The organism is Bdellovibrio sp. SKB1291214 (assembly GCF_002209355.2).
Classification (GTDB): domain Bacteria; phylum Bdellovibrionota; class Bdellovibrionia; order Bdellovibrionales; family Bdellovibrionaceae; genus Bdellovibrio.
In genome coordinates this window covers 2,241,301-2,262,416 of sequence record NZ_CP106855.1, presented here as the reverse complement: position 1 = coordinate 2,262,416, position 21,116 = coordinate 2,241,301, and the positions used below count along the sequence as shown (strand labels likewise).

The window sequence follows — 21,116 nt, the reverse complement described above, 5'->3', positions numbered from 1 at the left end:
ACAGAGGGAGTTTTCTCAAAAAATTGACCTATGTGAGCAGTTGTTGAAAACCTATTGGGAAGATATTTTCAGAGTGTCAAAAATCCTAACACGGCGACGGAAATTGCCAAACAATTGTGAACTTGTTTTACTTAGAAACATGAAGAAACAAAAGGCTATTCAGGCTATCGAACAAGAAGGAATTTTGCTGGTGTACCCGATCAAAAACAGTCCCGAACCGGACTCATTATGGGCGCACTTGTGGCCACGATCTAAGATGGTTTGGGAGTGGGATGCTGGTGCGGATCACAAGGTGTCTGACCTGTGGCTTTTAAAAGAAGAACTGTCTCGGTCAAACAAAGTCGTTTACGCAAAGTGGTATCAAAATCGCGCGACATTTTTTTCACAAGAAGCCTTTGTAAATATGCTCGCATTTCAGCGCACAGACTCACCGCTTTCTCACGAAAGCGCCACGATTTTAGAAGCCTTAGAAATGGATTCTCCGCTTTCGACCAAACAGCTTAAAGAGATTGCCGAACTGCAAGGACGCGACATGGAATCCACTTACAATCGGGCCATGAAAACCCTGTGGCAAAGACTTCTGATCGTAGCTTACGGCGAGATCGAAGACTCGAGCTTCCCCTCTACGGCCGTGGGAGCGACCAAAACACTGTTCGAGCCCCTGTGGGAGCAGTCCCTGTCAATTTCCCCTAAGGAGGCCGAAGCCTATTTGATCAAGAAGTTAGGCGTCGACAACAAGTTCTGGAAATTCGCTAAGAAAATTCTCCCTGCTCAAACGTAATGTATACGGATTTTACGCTCCGCCGTTGACCGTGAAACTTCTGCAAATCTACATTCCGGTACGACTTTCAAAAGCAAAATCCCTGGGTTCGCGATATAACGCCGGGGTTACTATTTTTTAGTTTACGGAGAGTAAGATGAAATCAACATTGGCGATGGTTTTACTTGTGGTGGGAACTACTTCCACGGCTCATGCACTGAACAAAGATGGCAACTGGCGCATCACTCAACCGCAATGGACTGAACAACACGAATACCAATTTGGGCAATTCGTCACACAATTAGGTATGGCTGTTGAAAATCGCAAATGTGCCACCGTCCGTGAATGCTTGAAAAGTCCTGCGAACATGTACTACGGAACAGATCCTAAAGAATTAAAATTCTTTGCTGACTGTGCCGATCTTCCTTACTTCCTTCGTGCCTACTTTGCTTGGAAAAATGAACTTCCGTTTTCAAATGCGACAGGTTTCGTAGCAAACCCAGCCGGTCCTGAAGACTTCAACAAAGACATTCGTTACTCAACAAATGGCAACTCGGTGAAATGGCGTAAAGACGTTTTAACGGGGAAAAATGCTATGGGTCGCGCCAAATTTCCAAACGCGATTGCTTACTTAAACTCAGACATGATCAATACGGTTTCTACGGCAAGCTATCGCATGATCGGCGATAACCCGGGGGCTTCGTACACAGATTTCTATTCTGCTCGGTTGGATCGCGTGGGTATTCGCCCCGGCACTGTGATTTACGATCCAAACGGTCACGTGGCCATCGTGTACCGTGTGACTGAATCAGGCCGCATTTTATATATCGACGCTCATCCAGACAATACTTTGACGATGGGTCTTTACACTTCTAAGTTCATGCGCTCGGTCCCTGGGCAAGGTGCGGGTTTTAAAAACTTCCGCCCCTTAATGCTGGAAGGTGCTTCACAGGATTCAAGCGGTGCCCTGATCGGCGGGCGCATTATTGCTGCGGAAAATAGAAATCTGGCGGCCTACGGCACGGAACAATATTACGGCAGTCGTCCCGATGGCAGCGGCGATTGGAAAAAGAGCCAGTTCATTTTTAATGGCCAAGCGATTAACTATTACGAATACGTTCAATTGAAATTGACCAATGGCGAACCCCGCATTGATCCACTGATGGATATGAAATTCGAAGTCATCGACATTTGTTCTTCATTGAAGGACCGTGTGGCCGCTGTTGAGCTGGCTCGCCGTGATGGCATCCCCTTGAAACCACATCCTGAACGTTTACCAGTAAATATCTTTGGTGCTACGGGCGAGTGGGAAAGCTATGCAACCCCATCGCGTGATGCCCGTTTGAAAACTTCATTCGTAGATATTTTAGCTCAAGCCCAAAAGGCGATTAACAAGCATCGTGCGGGCGATCGTATGGTTCGTTACAATGGGGGCAACTTGGCTAAAGATCTTTTCGCGGTTTACGCGAATGAAGCCACTTTGTGTAAGTTCTCTTACACGACTTCCAACAGACAGACGTTGTTGATGAACTTAGAGGCTGCTCGTCAGCGTCTTTACAACATGAGCTTTGACCCCTACCACTGTCCTGAAATGCGCTGGGGCGCTCGCAAACCTCAAGAGCTTCAATCTTGCACAGACGATCAAAACAAACGCGCATGGTTTGATGCGGAAAGATGGTTGCGCAATCAAATCGAACGTCGCTATGACGTGCGCATGGACTATACCGTTGATCAATTGGGCGCGGGTCCAAAACCCGGTGTCGGCACAGATACAGCTCCCGATATTGACATCGTCACGTACTTAAAATCTCAAATGTAATTGACGCTCCTGCTTTGGGCGAATTGCTTTTCGTTAAGGAACAGATCGTTTGTGGGGCTTTTTAAGGGCCCTTCTTGCGTCGTTGCAATTGTTGTCGTGCACTTATAGAGAATTTTGCAGATTTTGTCTTGTGTGGTTGATTCTTCTCTCTTTCACTCTTATATCCCTTTTAAATGCACCAAAAATTTACCGACTCAGTTTTCCGGGGGGATCTGTGAAAGTACAATTCGCTCTTGTCTGTACTCTTTTGTCCTTAATGACGTCTGCCGCTGTGGCGGCGCCTTCTCAGGCTGTATACAATAAAATTTTAGCTCAGGGAGTTCCTCAGGACGCCTTGAATCGCATGATTCATTTCTTGGATGAAAACAGGGGGCGTAGTTTTCAACAAAGTACTTATGACTGCGCAAGATGGCCGGATAGCATTCGACCTTGCGATGAATCTGAACGTCGCCCGTCGACAGATGTTGTGACGTTGGAATCGCCTCAGGAAGTTGTGATTATCGATTTCACAGAAGCTTCCACAACTCGCCGATTTTATTTGATCGATCTTAAAACGGGCGATGTTATTCGTTACTATGTGGCTCACGGCAAAGGCACGGGGACAAACTATGCGACTAAATTTTCAAACATCAAAGATTCCAAACAGACTTCGTTAGGCTTTTACCTGACAGGAGGAGTTTACTCTGGTTCTTACGGTAAAACATTGCGCATGTACGGACTTCAGTCTTCGAATGATCAAGCCTATAACCGCGACATCGTTTTGCATGGCGCTTGGTATGTGGGAGAGGATTTCATCAAATCAAAAAATCCTAAAACAGGCCAACCATTCGGTCGCTTAGGTGTAAGCTGGGGGTGCCCGGCGCTATCGCTGGCGATGGCCTCTAAGGTGATTCCACAAATCCAAAAAGGCAGCGTGGTTTTACACTATCACCGCGATCTGATGGAAGCTGCGATGAGTGGTAACGAAGTTTCAATCAATGAGCCCCAAAGACGTAAATAATAAAAAGGCGCTGTTAAAAGCGCCTTTTTTTATCTTACTGTCTACAGCCCAGGAGTGCGGGCCCTTTTCACCGGCCTCTAGCGAGCGTCGAGGGTCCATCCCGAGAAACGCTGAACTTCATCGCTGATATCAGCGCCAAGTTCGACATGTCGGTATGATGTCGGTGAATCCCAGATCTTTTTAACTAGTTTGTTCATCACATCGTGGCCCGCCTTATAAAGGACCACGTGACCCATCAATGGCATTTCTAAAGTGACCAAGTCCCCCAAAGCATCCAAAGCTTTATGACGGACGAATTCGTCGGCCCAGCGCAATCCCTCTGGATTAATGACGGCTTCGCCATCCAGAACGATACAGTTATCGAGGCTTCCGCCCTTTGCTAAACCACGAGCTTGCAACGCCTCGACGTCTTTCAAGAAACCGAAAGTACGAGCACTGGCAATATCGCGACCAAAAGATTGTTCGTTGATATCTAGATCAATTGTTTGCTTGCCGATTTTAGGATGAGGGAAATCAATGGTCGCTGTGACACGAAGGCCATGATACGGCACCACGTAGGCGTGTTTCTCGCCTTCGCTGAAATAAATCGGCTCGGTGATATAGCAGTATTTCCGAGGCTGATCTTGCTCGACAATGCCGACTTCCAATAAAGCTTTCAAGAACTCCCCTGCACTGCCGTCGCAGATGGGAATTTCCGGTCCATCAAGTTCAATAAATAAATTATCAATACGAAGTGCCGAAAGCGCCGACAAACAGTGTTCGATGGTAGCAACCGAGAAAGCCTCGCCACCGATTGTGGTTTGGTGACTTGTCGCCTGAACGTTTCTTGCTGTGACTTTCAAGGAAGGACTGCCAGGCAAGTCTTTACGAATAAAATAAACGCCTGTGTCTGGTGGAGCTGGACGGAACGTCAGAGTGCAAGGGTCTCCAGAGTGGATACCAATTCCGTTTACCAGCGTCTTTTTACGAATCGTTTTTTGTAAGAACATGAGGCTAGTTTACCACTAACTACTGGGGCTTAGCAATGCGTATGGTCCCTACACTATCACCCTTCCAGTTGGTGATAACTGGTTGAGTAAATTTAGAGAGAGACTTTCCTTCATCAATGTTCATGCCTCCCAAATGCAATAAAACCTGTGAGGCCGCAAACTGAGCCGCGCGAGCCGCTCCATCAGCGACTTTCAGAGCGAAAGCCACCTTTTTATCGGGCAAAAATCCAGCAACAACGCCCTCTGCGCCACCTTTAATAATAGCTCGCCCCTGTGTCTTTTCGATCACACTTGTAGCGAAATCGTCACTACCCGCAATGTAAAAAGGATTGTTACTCACAGCTTTTATCAAACGTGCAGCCGCGTTTTTACGCTTTTCTGAAGCATGGTGATTGATGAATGTCGACATCCCCACGGCGATTGCCTGCAACGGAACAGCATAGGTCTGAATCCCGCAGCCATCAACGCCCTCCGGGATTTTACCGTGATCGACTTTCATCGTTTCAGTTAGAATAGTTCTTAATCTTTTTTGGGCAGCGTGATCATGCTTTTCATAGCCTTGGATTTTTTCACCCGCATGAATGCAAGTTGTGATCAGAGCCAAATGTTTTCCGGCACAATTATTACAGAATGCTGTCGGCTTGTGATTGTGACGAATGAAATCGTGCGCAGCCGCTTCGTTATAAGGCAAATGCGGACCACACGCGAGGTCGCTTTCTTTGACTCCGACTTTTTGTGCCCATGCGGCCAAAGCCTCAAGATGCTTTTTTTCGCCACGATGAGAAGCACACGCTAAAGCCAACCATTCATCTTGAATTTCAAATTTATCCGCGGCACCGGATTCGATAAGAGGAAGAGCTTGGATCATTTTGATGGCACTTCGCGGATAAGTTGCATAGTTGGTATTGCCCCACCCATGCAACAAGTGCCCTTGCTCGTTCACGACAGCGACCATCACCTGGTGCACACTCTCGACAACATGTCCTCTCAGGACTTCGACGACGAGTGGCTGTCTTGTAAGCATACTAATTCTCCGTTTCAATCATTTCTAAAACTGATTTTTTAGCGAACTCTGTGATTACGCGACCGCGCTGAGTTTTTTGAATGAATCCTTCCTGGATAAGGAATGGCTCATACACTTCCTCAAGCGTATCACGCTCCTCACTGAGCGCAGCTGCAATTGTATCAATACCAACCGGGCCACCGGAATACTTTTCTTGAATCAGGCTCAAAATACGACGATCCATAAGATCAAGGCCGTGTTTATCAACCCCTAGCTGATCTAGAGCATAAATCGCAATTTCTCGAGTGACGACACCATTGCCTTTAACTTGTGCATAATCACGAACTCGCTTCAAAAGTCTGTTCGCAATACGAGGCGTTCCACGCGCACGACGAGCCACTTCTTCGGCTCCCTCATTGTCAATTTCCACATTTAATTTGCGCGCTGATCTGATCAGGATTTTTTGAAGGGCTTCTTTGTCATAAAACTGAAGTCTTTCAACAATCCCAAAACGATCACGGAAGGGAGGATTGAGCAACCCTGCACGAGTTGTCGCACCCACCAAGGTAAATGGTGCCAGCTGAAATTTCATTGACCGAGCACCCAGACCGTCCCCCGTCACGATATCGATGTAATAGTCCTCCATCGCTGTATACAGGTATTCTTCCACGTGACGGCTTAAGCGATGAATCTCGTCGATGAAAAGAACGGAATTGGGTTTTAGTGAAGTCAGGATCGCAGCCAAATCACCTTTTTTATCGATCGCGGGAGCTGACGTCATTTTAATGTCAGAGCCCATGTCGTTTGCGATAATTTGCGCAAGGGTTGTTTTACCCAAGCCCGGAGGACCGGAAAGCAAAACGTGATCTAAAGGTTCTCCGCGGAATTTAGCAGCTGCCACGAAGACTTTGATTTTGTCTTTAACAATTTCTTGGCCCGAAAATTCGCTAAAATCCTGGGGACGCAATTCGTTTTCCCAGGCCTTCTCTCCCCCAGCGGAGGGGCTGGTTTCTGCTATGTCGCCTTCAAAAATGCTGCCTTCAATAATACGACTCATGACAAGTTACCTGACAAAGTTTGGAAGCCTTTTTTAACGCCTTCTTCAACAGTGATCGTCATCGGCAATGTCGAGACGAATTGATCCACCAATTGAGATTTATAACCCAAATTCAAAAGTGCTGATGTAATTTGAGTTAAGGACTCTGATTTGACCTTCGAATTTTCTTCAATAGAAACGAGCTTGCCCTTTAACGTCAGAATAATTTGCTCAGCTGTTTTCTTACCCACTTTAGGCAGACCTGATAACGCTTTCGCGTTTCCAGCTTCAATCATTTCTTGAATTTGTGCGGGACGACCGCCTGACAAAATGCTTAAAGCCATTTTTGGACCGACGCCATTCACTTTCAACAAAGACAGGAACAAGTTTTTTTCTTCTTTGTCATGAAAACCGAACAACGTGAGAGCGTCCTCGCGCACATGGGTGTGAATCCAAACGATGATGTCTTTACCAAGCAATGTTGTGAAATCGCCCAATGTGTTTGAGGAAGCCAAAACTTCATAGCCCACACCTTGAACATCAATTAGAGCGGCATCGCCCAAGACTTCAATAATTTTTCCGCGCAAATAACCGATCATAAACTCACCGCTTTTTGAATAACTGCGTTCTTTTTCATTTCAAAGGCATGGTAGCAAGCCATAGCCAAGGCATCCGAAGCGTCGATGCGACTGATGGCTTTCAAATTAAGCATCGCCTTCAACACTGCCTGCACATCTTCTTTAGTAGCTGCACCTGTGCCGGTGATGCCTTTTTTCACGGAACGAGTGGCATATTCGGAAACCGTGGCTTTGCCAATTCCGGCTTCATACATGATCACTCCCCGTGCGTGACCCAATTTAAAAGCGCTGTCTGCGTTTTTACCTAGGAAGATTTTTTCGATCACGACTTGATGAGGACGATATTTTTCCATCACTTCACGGAAAGCAGAACCCAGTTCTGCCATGCGCACAGGAAATTCCTGAACAGCATCTAACAAAATCACGCCATGATTGATATGCTCAATCTTGCCATTGCTGATGCGAACCACGCCAAAACCTGTGATGCGGGAACCGGGGTCAACCCCAAGAATCGTCAAACTCATACTTTTAATTTCATTCCGAACGTATTGCTAAGTCAATGAATGTGCACTAGAATCTGAAGTATGCCGAAGATTGAAGCAAGCGCTATCGAAAAATATCAGCACATCCTCGCAAAGGATCCGACCTCCCAGGTGTTTGCACCTCTGGCGGAAGCTTATAGAGAGATGGGGATGTTGAAAGAGGCGTTACAGGTTGTGACTGCGGGCGTTCAACGCCATCCGCAATTTGTTGGAGGATTGGTCACATACGCTAAAATCTTGCGCGATGCAGGCCAAATCGGCCGCGCGATCGAGGCTCTGAAAAAGGCCACTGGCTTGGCTTCCGAAAACATTTTGGCTCATCAACTTTTGGCCGAGCTGCAACTGACAAATAAAAACCCCAAGGAAGCTTTGAAAGCTTTCAAGATGGTTTTATTCTTAAATCCGAGCTCTCAATCAGCGCAAAAAGCGGTACAAAAATTGGAATCCTTAACGGCGGATGAGTATGATGAGGAAGTTTTTGCGATGGCAAAACTTCCGCAAGTTAACTTAGAAACTCCACCCATTGAGGCGACAGTTCCTGGTACAAAAACCGGAGCTGCAACAGAAGTTTTCAAGCCACAACCAGTGCCTAGAAATAAGGCGTTTGAGCGCATGCTTTCATTAATTGACGCGTTCATTGTGCGCAACGATTTGGAAAAAGCTCATGCACTTTTAAAGGACACTCGCGTGGAATTTGGTGATCATGCTGAAATTGAACGCCGAATGAAAACGCTGCAAGTTCGTTATAATGAACCTGACGAACCGACTCCCCTGAAGCCTCTTTTGCCGCGCGATGAAATGATCCGCCAAAGAAAGATCGAAACCCTGCAGATGATGCTTCGCAAAATCGAGGACTATCGCTCCCTCATTTGACAAGCCAAGAGTGAATTGGGCATATTATCCCCTTTGAATCATCGCAAAACAGAAGCGATATCAAAAGTGCCAATGCAAGGCGCGAGGAGAAGGCATACTTCCTGTATGCCGCCGACGAGCAACGCAGTCAGTGGTAGTTTTGAGATCGCTTCCAAGCTTAGAAAGAGGACCGTATGTACGAAACGTCGGATTTTAGAAAGAATTTGAAAATCATGGTTGAAGGTAAGCCTTATGTCATCGTGGATTTCCAACACGTGAAACCAGGTAAAGGCAACCAATTCACTCGCACAAAATTGAGAAACATGCTTACAAGCCAAAACTTGGAAGTCACTTTCAAATCTGGCGAAAAATTCGAAGTACCAAACGTTGAAAATAAAGAGATGAACTTCTTGTACAAAGATGATTCAGGTTTCAACTTCATGTCGAATGAAACTTACGATCAAATCGCAATGTCTGAAGAAGACCTTGGTGAATCTCGATACTACCTCACTGAAGGCTTGAAAGTTGTAGTTCTATTCTACAACGATAAAGCAGTGGCAGTTGACGTACCTAAAGCCGTGAACTTGAAAGTTGCTACAACAGATCCAGGCATCAAAGGTGACCGTGTTACGGGTGCAACGAAGCCCGCTGTTATGGAAACTGGTTTGACTGTTGGCGTACCTTTGCACATCAATGAAGGCGATACTCTTCGTATCGATACTTCAACGGGTGAGTACGTAGAGCGCGTCAGCCAAAAATAGTCAGGAAAATAGTTTCCTAACGCAAGATATTAAACCTCCGCAAACACTCAGTTTTATACCAAAATATTGAGTGACTGTATGCACTCCGGCGCCGCCGGAGTATTTGCAGAAAGCGGAGGTCTTTTTTTGTCCACTTTTGTTGAGTTGGAAATTCAGAATTTACTCAATGAGACCAGTGATCTCGATGAAGTGGCCGTTCGCCTTATCTCAAGTCTTGAATCCTCTCCGGAACAATTTTCTTTAGACAACATCAATGCATTGGCGCGTTTTTTAAATCTTAGCGGTCGTCACTTGCAGTTGGCCGAATTCGTCGTCAAACATATCGACAATGAAACGTTTCATATCCCTTGGCCTTATTTTTTAGAAGCCTTGGGACATGCGACAATCACTCTTGATGAAAAAGTGATGAACGCTTTGATCGAAGGTATTCAAGAAAGTGAAGCGGAAAATGAAGCCGCTCGTTCCGCAGCCTTGAACAAATTCTCCCCCCTTCTGGGCGAGTGGCGCAGCAATCGAAAATACCGCATTCATAAAGACTTTTTAAACAACAAGAAAAACTTATTGGATCAGTTGATCACGTTGCGCACGCAACAGCTTTATGAACAGGAAAAAGTTTTACTGGCACGCTTGCAGAAACTTTATCCCGGCGACAACGACGTGAACAACGAGGTGCGCGAACATCGCCAACGCCATGCTTTGGAAATCTTGGCTCGTCGCTCGCCACGCGCTCGCGATCCAAAACCGGAAGAGCTTGCCCCGAAAGATCCTGAAGTTGAAAAAGCACTTTTGGCTTTACTTCAGTCTTTGCGCGACCACGCTGAAGAAACTCCCGAAATGGCTTTTGATTTTGCGATCGCCGCTTTTATGTTCGAAGGTTATGAAACAGCACTCGATATTTTGCAGTTCTGCGAAAATACTGAAAGCACAGCATGGCTACGCCTGGAAGTCCTTTTACAGTGTCGTCGCTTTATCGAACTGCTTAATGAGATTGCGCAAGTCGAGTTAGCCTTTGCCCATGAACCAGAAACATTCTTTGCAACTGCGTACCTGCGCGCGCAAGCTATGTGGGGAATTGGTCAAAAACATTCGGCTGTCGAAATTTTGGAAGGCCTTTTGGCTTCGCGTCCCCATTACAGAGCTGGCAGTGCCCTGCTTAGCATTTGGAGTGGCCAGTGAGACGTGTCTTTTGGATTTTAATCACTCCCACCCTGGCGTTTTTGGTTTTATGGGGATTAGGAACCTCGTTTCTGATTCCTCGCTTAGAAGCTTGGGGCCTGCAGGAGTTGCAAAATTATTCCAAAAAATCTCTGCCGGTTGAAATTCAAGCGGATCGTCTGCGTATCCGTGTATTAAGAACCTCGGTGGCACTTGAAGGAATCCGTATTCTTCCCAAGGGTGAGTTTACAAAAGTCGCTGAGGAAGTTCGCATCGGTCGTGCTCGCCTGCACCTTGATTTCTTTTCTTTGCTTGGTGGCCGTGTCAATTTGTCGGCATTAGTGATCGAATCCCCTGAAGCACACATTCACATTGACCCCCTCATGAAGAAGGATTCAAAACCTGAACCTTTACCGATGGATCAGATTTTTGCGATCACTGAAAAGATTCCTTTGCAAAAAATCCTGCTAAGCAATGTGCATGTGCTGGTATCTTCTGAAAAGTTAGGCTTCCAAGTTGAAGCAAGCAATTCCGGTCTATTGCTTACGAACATGGGCCGCAACATCACAGCCAAGCTTAACACTCCGGCGTTGGCCGTATCTTTGAAAAGCGTTGGTCAATTTTCTGGCTCTTTGGATTCTCACCTTTATCTAACGCGCCAGTCTTTGCGCATCTTGCAATTGGGCGTGCGTTTGGATGATTCAGAATTCGTGGCTCGTGGTGAACTCACTGATTTTAAAAATGTGACCCTGAAACCTTCAGGCGTTATCGATCTGTCAGCAAATGTTTCATTAGCTGATATTTATAAAGAGCTTCACGCTTTAAAACCTGATGTGCGTATTCCAAAGCTTTCAGGGAAATTAGATACGGAAGTTGAAGTTCGCTTTAACGGTCTTGATGACATTCGCGGAAATGCGGATATCGCTACCAAGGCAGTGATTGTCGATAAGTTTGAATTGGGTGATGCGCACATCAAAGGTGAATACAAAGACAAGGGCTTTGCTTTTTCTGAAGTGACTGTGACCCACCCTGCAGGTAAAGCAGTTCTTAATAAATCCCAATTGCTGCTTGATGAAAACTACGCCTTCAAATCCACGGTCAAAGTTGAAAGCTTAGACGCACAAAAGCTCTTTGCGTCTTTGAACTTAGGAAGCATCCCCGTAGGTTTTGAAGCGCAAGGTATTCTGCCTTGTACGGGCCAAATACTTCCATCCTTTCAACTCACATGTGAAGACGGCGAACTGACTGGGAAAGACCTGTGGGTTAAATCAGAAAACAATTCTAAAGGTAAAGAGATCGTTAGTCTTAAAGACTTTAAAGTGACAGGTAAAACTCAAGTCACCATGTCTGCGGTGACCTACGACACGAATCTTGCGATTGGCAGCAGTGTTGGTACAAGTGATGGCGTTATTGATTTCCAAAAAGGCTTTAAGATTAATTATAAAACCCGCAAGCTTGACGTCAAAGACATCAAAAACTTGGCGGGATTAAAAATGATCGGTAACGCCTCGATTGAGGGGTCCACTCAAGGTGATTCTCATGCAGCGACGATGGATTTAAGTCTCAACGTTCGTGATTTTATTTTTGAAGACTTCAATCTTGGAAATGCCATCGCCAATGTCAAACTTGTGAAAGGCCATTTGATTTTCTCGAAAATCGCCGGTGCCCAGAACAGAACACAGTACATTGGGGATTTAGATATCGACCTGACTCACAATCATCTGTCTGGCGCCTTCAGTGCTCCGACGGCGGAGCTTGCGGATATCGCAACGGTGTTAGATGGTATTTACAGATTCCCTTTCCCGATCCAAGGTACCGGGGCTGCCAAAGCCTCCGTCGATGGACCCTTGAACTTCTGGAAAATGAATTACAAGCTGGATTCTGCCTTTAAAAATGTTTCTGCCAGCGAAGAGACATTTGATCAGCTTCACTTCAATGTGGACGCCACCGACGGCAACATCAAGGCCCGCAAAATTCAGCTTTTGAAAAATAACTCTGTCGCCAATGTTACAGGTGGCATTAGCTCTGATAAAATTTTAAATTTAATCGTCGATGCTAAGAATTGGCGCCTTGAAGAATCCAACCTCATCAGCAAATTCACCACAAGCGTTTATGGCGCATTAAATGCTTCTGCGGAAATTAAGAATTCGTTCAAAGATGCCCGCGTCAATGTGAAAGGTGCATTGACGGAAACAGTCCTCGAGGATCAAGAGTTAGAGAACTCTGCCTTCCAACTGCATGTCGATCAAAAAAGTTTTGGGGGACAGGTCAGTCTTTTCGGTGATAAAGTTCAGGGTGATTTCCAACTGCCTTTTGAAAATCAGTCTCCATTAAGAATACAAATGAACACGAATCAGTGGTCATTTTCTTCCTTGCTGGCTTTGGTGGGTGGCGCGAACCTAGCCAATGAATACGAGTCTTCGCTGACTTCAAACATCGATTTGCGTTCCGATTCTGGTGATATTTTAAAATCCACCGGCAAAATTTCGATTCAAAACTTTTACCTAAAGCGCGGCAGCTCCAGCATCTCCAACACAGGCCCCATTGAAATTACTGCCGACAATGGAACAGCAACATTCAAAAACTTTCTATTGCGTGGCCCTCACAATACGATTCAGGTTAAAGGTGCCAACTTTACGGCGGATCGCCTGAATATGAACATTGATGCGAAAACAGATTTGCGTCTGTTGCAAATCTTCACCCCCTTCTTAGATGATTTAGGGGGCCCGCTTAGATTATCCGCGAATGTTTCAGGAAGAATCTCAAAGCCCGAAATTTTAGGGACTGCCAACCTTAGCAATGCCTTTGTAAAACTTAAGGGCTTCCCACACCCTCTTGAGCGCCTTAATGCCAGTGTTTCGTTTTCGCAAACACGTATTATCGTGAACGAAATCCGCGGCCAGTTGGCAGGCGGAACAGTGACTGGTGATGGCAGCGTGATCATCAATGGGGTTCGCGATCTTCCCACATCGGTGCGTGCTCATTTGGAAAATGTTTCCATGAATGTCCCTGATCGCGTGCACACAACTGGTGAAGCGGACCTTTTATTCTCGGGCAAATGGTTCCCCTTCGTTCTTTCCGGAACATACCGAGTTAGCGGCGGGATCTTTGAAAAAGAATTTATCGAAGGTGGCAGTGGTGGTGCCGCCAATATTCAACAAAGTGCTTATTTACCTAAAGTTTTGCGCGAGTCACAGTTCGAACCGGTCCTGCTTGATATCGCCGTGAACTTGGAAAAACCGTTGCAAGTTAAAAACTCCCTCTTTGATGGTTTCGTGAGTGGGCATATTGCGGTCAAGGGGCCTCCGACCAATCCGGTTCTTTTAGGTAAAATCACGACGGAAAAACGTTCGAAGCTAGTCTTCAAGGATCGTCAATTCGATATTCAAACTGCGAATGTGGATTTTATCGATCCAACACAGATCAATCCGAATCTTTATGTAACGGCGACTTCTCGTATCAATGAATACGATGTTTCCTTATTTGCTCAAGGTTCCGCAAAAAACCCCACGATCAAACTGACCAGCGTTCCCCCGCTCTCAGAACAAGACATCGTTTCATTGATTGCCTTGGGTGTGACCTCTCAAAGTATGGCGACTTCCGGTCAATCAAAAGCCCTTGCCGATCAAGCAGGCCTTGAAGTGGCTGGTGGTATCCTTGCTAACGAAATCAATAAACCCTTAGAAAGCACTTTGGGTTTGAATCTGTCGGTGACATCTCAGTATGATTCCACTCGCAATATCAGTGTTCCTAAGATCACCTTGACGCGTCGTTTGACGGAAAAAATGAAAGTTTCCGGAAGCCGCCAAGTGGGTGACGTTTCGGGTTACGATGTGAAGCTTGAATACCTATTGAATCCAAACTGGACAGCAGTCGGTTCATTTGAAAATAAAAACATGTACGACAACAACACCCTTCAAAATACTCCGTCTGAGACAGAAAGTATTTTTGGTCTTGATCTAGAATTTAAGCGGGACTTCAAATGATTCGCATCTTAGTCACTGCTTTTGCATTTTTACTTTTTATCCAATCCTCCCCGGCTCTGGCCAAGAAGGGACTGGATATTTCTGCTTTACCTGCGGAAGTTCAAACCGATATTTTACGCCGCTATCCCCAGGTGAATAAGGATTTTGTCCCCTTGGATGTGGTGGATGAAATTCTGCGCTACTTGCAATTAAAGCCCCAGTTTGATCGTGTGATGGTCAACGAAACATCGCTAGGCGCATATAAGCTTGAATACATCCATGCAAAACGCATCGGCACGGTTACCTTTATCGGGAATGATTTTTATTCGAACTCTGAAACGGCGAATATCTTTGGAGTTAAATCGGGCGATGTGTACGACCAGCAAAGTCTGGCGGAACAGGGCGAAAAGCTAAGACTTGCTTATAAAGAGCAAGGCTTTATGAATACGATAGTTGATATCGAAATGCCCCCGGGCAAGGACGATACCGTCGACATCGTTTTAAAAGTGACTGAAAACAAGCGCACCTTGATTCACAATTTGATCATTCAAAGTCCCAACGGCAAATTGAACAAAAACCTGGTGAACGAGTTGGATTCCAAAGTCGATGATCCGCTAACAGAAAAAACTCTTGCGGATTTAAATAAGGCCGCCCGTACTTACTTAAATAAAGAGCGTTACGTTCGCGCAGACTTTGTCGGACCCACGATCACATACAGCAGCGACGAATCTCAAGCGACCCTGACTTATCGGGTGGATCGCCCCGAGGCTTACGAGTTTTCATTTGGTGGCGCTAAGATTTTTAGCGGCAGCAAACTAAAAAAAGCCCTCGATCTTGATAACTACTACTCTGCCAATCCAAATATTGGGACTGAGTTATCGGCAAAACTGCGCAATTATTATTTGGCTGACGGTTATGCACGCGCGGAAGTCACAAGCACCGAGGACGAAAAAGGCAATCCGTACCTACGCCATATAGCTTTTTCGATTGATGAAGGTCCGCGAGTAAAGATTCAAGCGATCAATATCACTGGTAAAATCAGTCGCAAACCGCAGCACTACGCAAATATTATCAAAGACTTTAGCTCGGCCACGATTTCCAAGGGCTATTACAACAAAGATGATTTTGAGACAGGGGTTAAAAATCTGATCTTGGCGTTGCAAAACGAAGGTTTCTTACAAGCCAAGATTGTGTCCACCCGTCTGACTTATAATAAAGAAAAAGACCAAGTTAATCTGTATGTGAATTTGGATGAAGGCCCGTTGACGATCATCCAATCGGTTTCTTTCTTAGGAAACCAAGCCTACAAAAATGAAGAGCTATTAAAGGTAACTGGTTTGGTACCCGGGCCCTTAAAACTCAGTCAAATTGAAGAAGCTGTTAAAAACATCAAGGATTTTTATCATAGCAATGGCTACATCGAAATGATGTTGCTGAATGAAAAAGAAGACCTTGTTACTTACGATGAAACGAACACTAAAGCTTTGTTGAACTTTAAGATCTTTGAAGGTCCTCAGGTTCGTGCCGCAAGCATTGTTTTAGAAGGCAATTCTTTCACTCGTGATTACGTTTTATTCCAAGAGTTAGAAATTAAAAAAGGCGAATTGATCACGCCGCAACGCTTGGATGATTCGATCTCACACCTTCAACGAACGGGCTTTTTTAACACCGTCGAGATCAGCACGCTTGAGGCGAAAACTCCGACAGCGGAACGCACGGTCATTGTTCGAGTGACAGAGCGCGAACCCGGCACATTTAACATCGGTGCCGGTGCCACGAACGAGCGTAAGTTGACACTTCGTGGATACACGGGCGTGGCTTATCGTAACTTATTCGGTACGGGTCGCGGGATTTCACTGCGTTTAGAAGGTAACTATAATATCGCTGACGTGAAGTATCTTGAGCACAAAGTTGTGGCCGGTTACCTTGAACCCTATTTGTTTGGGTCCCATATTCGTGGTCGCGTGAACGTGACTTTATCCAGTCAGATCACTGATTTTAACATCAAACAGGTCACTGATTTGAACCAATACACTTGGACGATTGAAAAAGATCTGACCCAAAAAATCCTGGCCACTTGGGATATCTATTCACTGGCACAAGTTCGCGACTCCGGTTTGGATAACACGTATCCCTATGCTCCCACGCAACAAGATATCGTTACGACGGGTCCAAACATCGACTTCGACTTCCGTGACAATCCATTCAATCCCACGGCAGGCACATTCACTCGTATCAATGCGGAATATGCCGATCCGAATATGTGGCCTAATCCTCTGGCAGGAACAGAGACCATTAATTATTGGCGTGCTGTTGCTGGCATCACTTTCTATAGCAAACTGGGCACAGCTCAAAAGCAGCCGGTGGTTTGGGCGAATAACTTTCGCGGTGGTTACATTAAAAATTTAAGTACATTGTCTGATACTCCAGACCGTCAAAATGGTGTGCCTTGGGATAAAAAAGGTTTCAGTCTGGGTGGTATTTCTACGGTTCGTGGGTACGAAGCTGGTTCCGAGTATTTCCCAAACAACAATGACCTGGGAATTGCTGGCGGAAATAAAAAATATTATCTAACGACAGACTCAACAATGGGTTTGATAAAGTCGGAACTTCGCTTCCCCGTCTATGGTTCTTTGGGTGGAGCCCTGTTTTACGACGGTGGTATCGTGCAAATTCAAGGACTTGAAATTAACGAACCCTATCGCGCGGCAACTGGCGGAGGTATCAGATACAATACGCCCGTCGGCCCATTAAGCGTGGATATTGCTTGGAAACTGAACATGCAACCGGGCGAATCACCATGGCGCCTGCACATCTCGATCGGTACATTCTAAATCAAGACTGTACAAATAGAAAAAGCCCGGCGAAACCGGGCTTTTTTTTATCTATGCTTTGTTTTGGAAATTAGCGAGCTTTTGAGCTAGCAAATTTACGACGCAAATCCTGAGTTACTTCTTGGATTGTCGCATTCAAAGTCACTTCGAATAGATCTTCAGCGGATACTTTATAAAGTTCGCCCAATTTTTTCAAAGCGTTGATCGGTGGGTGAGATACACCACGCTCCCAGTTAGAGATAAACTGAGGAGTTGAATAGCCCAATTTATCCGATACGTCCCTTTGGGATAGACCCGCAGCAACGCGTTTTGTTTTTAAAAAGTCCGCCAACATGTTTTTTTGTCTCATATTCCCGCCTGCAGAAAATAAAGCATAAACAACTTATCAGAATGTGACAAATTGATTTAATGAAAGTTTTCACGCCATCAACTAGAAACAGTATACATCATTTGTGATAAATTCCTTCCTGTTTTTTCACATGAGATGTGTAAAACTACAAAAAAATTCCACCAAAAATGGAGGAGCTCTCGATTATGTATTCAAAAACCTGGGATGAAGTATTCAAGATTTCTAGCCAATCCGTGACGGCCCGAGGCGAGTTAGGGCTTTATGGGCTGCTTAATCTTATCCAGGAAACCGCTTGGCAGCATGCTGAAAGAATTGGCTTTGGTGCCACGCAAATGGCCCAAGATAACTTGTATTGGGTCATGACTCGCCAGCATACGTTAATGAATTCATGGCCGGCCTATGGTGAAACGATTCGAATCAGAACATGGCTCCGCCCGCCTGAAGGGGCATTCGTTTTGCGGGGATTTAAAATTTTTAATCTCAAAGATGAGGTTATTGGCCATTGCACGACAAGTTTTCTCGCCTTGGAACAGGGTTCGGGCAAGATTTTACCGGTACAAGATCTGCGGCCCTGGGATGTTTTGATCAGCGAGGACCCTCTGACCGTCGATGCAGAAAAAATACCGGTCCGTGGGGAGTATCAGAAATTAACCCAGTTCGCCGTCAGAAATTCTGACTTAGACATCAACCTCCACGTGAATAACGCCAAATATGCCCAATGGATTTTGGATTCAGTACCCTTTGAACTTCATAAGGTCTTGAAACTAAACTCCTACTCCGTAAATTTTTTGGCAGAGACTTTACTGGGTGATACTGTGGAGATCCAAGGCAGTGTCACTGATTCCACCCAAGACGAAACCAAAGGGTCGACCGTGTATCGCGGGGTTCGCACTTCCGACGGAAAGAATCTATTCACCGCTCGAATGGACTGGGAGAAACGTTAATGCTTCACTTGAAGGCCTTTGCAGAGACTGAATTTACGAAACTATTTAAAGTAGAATCTCAAGTTTACGTCTCTTCGGATGATGAAGTGATTCTTGAATATTTTCTTGTAGGCCCCACTCGACACTTGCACTTTCCTCCACAGCACGAGGGCGAAGATGTCCTTCGCCGCGACGAGCTTTGGAAAACCACGTGCTTAGAAGCTTTCTTTAGCTTTGATCAAAATTCTGACTCTCCTTATTTAGAAGTGAATTGCTCCCCTAATGGTGATTGGAATGCTTATGCCTTTACCGGCTACCGCCAAGGTATGCGACCAGATGGGACTGCTTCGGTTAAATTGATTCACCGATCTTCAGAATCTGATCAGGCACTTTTTCGGGTCAAGATTCAGTCACCCGCTTTGAAGCATTTCAAACAATTGGGAATCACGGCTGTGATCGAGTTTTCGGATGGTTCGAAAGCTTATTTTGCTCTGACTCACCCGGGCCCCCAGGCCGATTTCCATAATAAGGCCGCTTTCACTTACGCTCTCTAGAGGGTGCATCGCAGAAAACCCCATGGTGCTCCGCCAGTTCCTTGACCCCACAAAGGGGTCACGTTAGCCTTGCTTGCTTTCATTTAATCATTAAATAACGCGCTAAGTCTTTAAGGCTTAGCCGAAGCAAGAGTCTTGAAAGGATTCCCATGAAGAAACACACAGTGCGTGTTTATCCATCGAAAGAAAAATTGGATCGTAAAGATCAACTGGCTTGGAAAATTGCAGAGATCGCTTCTGACAATGCTCCAATCAAAGCTGACGTTGTCGATATGGTTATCAACCGTATCATCGACAATGCTTCTGTTGCTATCGCTGCAGCGAACCGTCGTCCGGTTGCTTCTGCTCGCGCAATGGCTATTGCACATCCTCGCAATGGTGGTGCTACTGTTTTCGGTATGCCGAACGATCAAAAATTTGACTGCGAATGGGCTGCATGGGCCAACGGGACTGCGGTTCGTGAATTGGATTTCCATGACACTTACTTGGCAGCTGACTACTCTCACCCGGGTGACAACATTCCAGCTATCTTGGCGGTTGCTCAACAAATGGGTAAAAACGGTAAGGAGCTTTTGAAAGGTATCGTGACAGGTTATGAGGTTCACGTAGACCTAGTAAAAGCAATCTGCCTTCACATGCACAAAAAAGACCATATCGCTCACTTGTGCCCTGCTCAAGCGGCTGGTATCGGTACTTTGTTGAACCTTCCAACTGAAACTATTTTCCAAGCAGTTCAACAAGCGGTTCACGTGTCTTTCACGACTCGTCAATCTCGTAAAGGTGAAATCTCTTCTTGGAAAGCTTACGCTCCGGCACACGCGGGTAAACTAGCTGTTGAAGCTGTTGACCGTGTTATGCGTGGCGAAGGCGCTCCGTCTCCAATTTATGAAGGTGAAGATTCTGTTATCGCTTATATGCTTGATGGTAAAAACGGTAAATACGAAGTACCACTTCCAGAAGTTGGCGAAGAAAAACGCGCGATCCTTGAGACTTACACAAAAGAACACTCTGCAGAGTACCAATCTCAGGCATTGATCGACTTGGCTCGCAAAATGAAGCCGATGATCAAAAACTTCGACGATATCAAAGATATCGTGATCCACACGTCTCACCACACTCACTACGTGATTGGTACTGGTGCGAACGATCCACAAAAAATGGATCCAAACGCTTCTCGCGAAACTCTTGATCACTCGATCATGTACATCTTCGCAGTGGCTCTTCAAGACGGTACTTGGCACCACGTTAATTCGTACGCTCCAGAGCGCGCGAAACGTGCTGACACTGTGGCTTTGTGGCACAAAATCTCTACTGTTGAAGACAAACAATGGACAGCTTGGTACCACGAGACAGATCCAGACAAAAAACGTTTCGGTGGCCGCGTAGAAATCACGATGAAAGATGGTTCTAAAATCGTTGATGAACTAGGCGTAGCTGATGCGCATCCAGCGGGTGCTCGTCCATTCAAACGTGCTGACTACATCCGTAAGTTTGACACTTTGACTGAAGGAATCATCACTAAAGCAGAACGCGATCGTTTCATCGGTCTTTGTGAGAATTTGGAAAACTTGACTGCTGAGCAGGTTCAACAGTTGAACGTTCAAATTCCTATCGAGAAGCTTGTTAACAATAAACGCGATAACAAAGGTATCTTCTAGTCTTCGGACGAAGACCGTCAGCGACAAGGGCTGGCCTAGGGTTTTTACGAGACCCGGGCCTCCTGCCCTTGCCGCTTCGCCTTCGGCGAGGGCCGTCCAGGCCCCGCGGAGGTCTCTACAAAACCCTAGGCCAGCCCTTGTCGCTGCCTTTTTGTTGAGTTTCGTAGATCCTTTTGAAAGATTTTATGCTGAGACATTTTTTCTTTTGGAAGTGGTAAGTTAAGTATTGATCTGGTTCAGAGGCCTTCTTTTCAAATTTCATAAGCCTTGAATCGTAGATTTTGATTTTATTTTTTAATTCCGTGGCCCTGGCTCACTTCGGATTTTCGTAGAGATGG

Annotated in this window: 17 protein-coding genes; 11 read left to right on the top strand and 6 right to left on the bottom strand. The window is 45.7% G+C overall.

Annotated elements, in window-relative coordinates:
• Positions 1–139 precede the first annotated feature (139 nt).
• The 3 genes from B9G69_RS11190 to B9G69_RS11180 all read left to right on the top strand — a co-directional run bounded on the left by B9G69_RS11190 (position 140) and on the right by B9G69_RS11180 (position 3,579).
• The gene (locus B9G69_RS11190; protein ID WP_088614977.1) at positions 140–781 is read left to right on the top strand and encodes a hypothetical protein; all 642 of its coding nucleotides are present in this window, start codon (positions 140–142) and stop codon (positions 779–781) included.
• A 136-nt stretch (positions 782–917) separates the two neighbouring features.
• Complete coding sequence (locus B9G69_RS11185; RefSeq protein WP_088614978.1) at positions 918–2,579, top strand: hypothetical protein; 1,662 nt, start codon at positions 918–920, stop codon at positions 2,577–2,579.
• 214 nt (positions 2,580–2,793) lie between these two features.
• Entirely contained in the window at positions 2,794–3,579 is a 786-nt protein-coding gene (locus B9G69_RS11180) for a murein L,D-transpeptidase catalytic domain family protein (protein ID WP_254916825.1), read from the top strand.
• A gap of 77 nt (positions 3,580–3,656) precedes the next feature.
• On the opposite strand, the gene lpxC is transcribed toward B9G69_RS11180, so the two are convergent.
• Genes lpxC through ruvC form a run of 5 tightly spaced genes read right to left on the bottom strand, consistent with a single transcriptional unit; the run spans position 3,657 to position 7,709 of the window.
• Positions 3,657–4,568, bottom strand: a complete 912-nt coding sequence (gene lpxC / locus B9G69_RS11175) for a UDP-3-O-acyl-N-acetylglucosamine deacetylase (protein ID WP_088614979.1) — start codon at positions 4,566–4,568, stop codon at positions 3,657–3,659.
• 19 nt (positions 4,569–4,587) lie between these two features.
• Positions 4,588–5,592, bottom strand: coding sequence for an asparaginase (locus B9G69_RS11170; RefSeq protein WP_088614980.1), 1,005 nt, complete (start codon positions 5,590–5,592; stop codon positions 4,588–4,590).
• Position 5,593: 1 nt separating this feature from the next.
• Entirely contained in the window at positions 5,594–6,628 is a 1,035-nt protein-coding gene (gene ruvB, locus B9G69_RS11165) for a Holliday junction branch migration DNA helicase RuvB (protein WP_088614981.1), read from the bottom strand.
• Positions 6,625–7,206 (bottom strand): Holliday junction branch migration protein RuvA, encoded by a 582-nt coding sequence (ruvA, locus tag B9G69_RS11160; RefSeq protein WP_088614982.1) that lies wholly within the window; start codon positions 7,204–7,206, stop codon positions 6,625–6,627. Before ruvA ends, ruvB begins: the two co-directional genes overlap by 4 nt.
• Complete coding sequence (gene ruvC / locus B9G69_RS11155; protein ID WP_088614983.1) at positions 7,203–7,709, bottom strand: crossover junction endodeoxyribonuclease RuvC; 507 nt, start codon at positions 7,707–7,709, stop codon at positions 7,203–7,205. Before ruvC ends, ruvA begins: the two co-directional genes overlap by 4 nt.
• 60 nt (positions 7,710–7,769) lie before the next feature.
• On the opposite strand from ruvC, the gene B9G69_RS11150 reads away from it, so the two are divergent.
• The 5 genes from B9G69_RS11150 (at position 7,770) to B9G69_RS11130 (ending at position 17,294) form a co-directional block, all read left to right on the top strand.
• Positions 7,770–8,600: a tetratricopeptide repeat protein gene (locus tag B9G69_RS11150; protein WP_088614984.1), complete on the top strand. Its 831-nt coding sequence runs from the start codon at positions 7,770–7,772 to the stop codon at positions 8,598–8,600.
• Positions 8,601–8,773: 173 nt separating this feature from the next.
• A complete protein-coding gene (efp, locus tag B9G69_RS11145) occupies positions 8,774–9,340 on the top strand; it encodes an elongation factor P (protein WP_088614985.1) in 567 nt (188 codons plus the stop codon).
• Positions 9,341–9,466: 126 nt separating this feature from the next.
• A complete protein-coding gene (locus B9G69_RS11140) occupies positions 9,467–10,516 on the top strand; it encodes a hypothetical protein (RefSeq protein ID WP_088617134.1) in 1,050 nt (349 codons plus the stop codon).
• Positions 10,513–14,481 carry a translocation/assembly module TamB domain-containing protein gene (locus B9G69_RS11135; RefSeq protein WP_088614986.1) on the top strand — a complete coding sequence of 1,323 codons (3,969 nt, stop codon included), beginning with the start codon at positions 10,513–10,515 and terminating at the stop codon, positions 14,479–14,481. The genes B9G69_RS11140 and B9G69_RS11135 overlap by 4 nt, the downstream gene beginning before the upstream one ends.
• Positions 14,478–17,294, top strand: coding sequence for a POTRA domain-containing protein (locus B9G69_RS11130; RefSeq protein WP_088614987.1), 2,817 nt, complete (start codon positions 14,478–14,480; stop codon positions 17,292–17,294). The genes B9G69_RS11135 and B9G69_RS11130 overlap by 4 nt, the downstream gene beginning before the upstream one ends.
• Before the next feature lie 70 nt (positions 17,295–17,364).
• On the opposite strand, the gene B9G69_RS11125 is transcribed toward B9G69_RS11130, so the two are convergent.
• Entirely contained in the window at positions 17,365–17,643 is a 279-nt protein-coding gene (locus B9G69_RS11125) for a helix-turn-helix domain-containing protein (RefSeq protein ID WP_088614988.1), read from the bottom strand.
• Positions 17,644–17,828: 185 nt separating this feature from the next.
• Between B9G69_RS11125 and B9G69_RS11120 the strand changes: the two genes are divergently transcribed.
• The 3 genes from B9G69_RS11120 to B9G69_RS11110 all read left to right on the top strand — a co-directional run bounded on the left by B9G69_RS11120 (position 17,829) and on the right by B9G69_RS11110 (position 20,778).
• On the top strand, positions 17,829–18,587 hold the full coding sequence (locus tag B9G69_RS11120; RefSeq protein ID WP_088614989.1) for an acyl-[acyl-carrier-protein] thioesterase: 759 nt from the start codon (positions 17,829–17,831) through the stop codon (positions 18,585–18,587).
• Positions 18,587–19,120, top strand: a complete 534-nt coding sequence (locus B9G69_RS11115) for a DOMON-like domain-containing protein (RefSeq protein ID WP_088614990.1) — start codon at positions 18,587–18,589, stop codon at positions 19,118–19,120. The genes B9G69_RS11120 and B9G69_RS11115 overlap by 1 nt, the downstream gene beginning before the upstream one ends.
• A gap of 149 nt (positions 19,121–19,269) precedes the next feature.
• Positions 19,270–20,778, top strand: coding sequence for an MmgE/PrpD family protein (locus tag B9G69_RS11110; protein ID WP_088614991.1), 1,509 nt, complete (start codon positions 19,270–19,272; stop codon positions 20,776–20,778).
• Positions 20,779–21,116 lie beyond the last annotated feature (338 nt).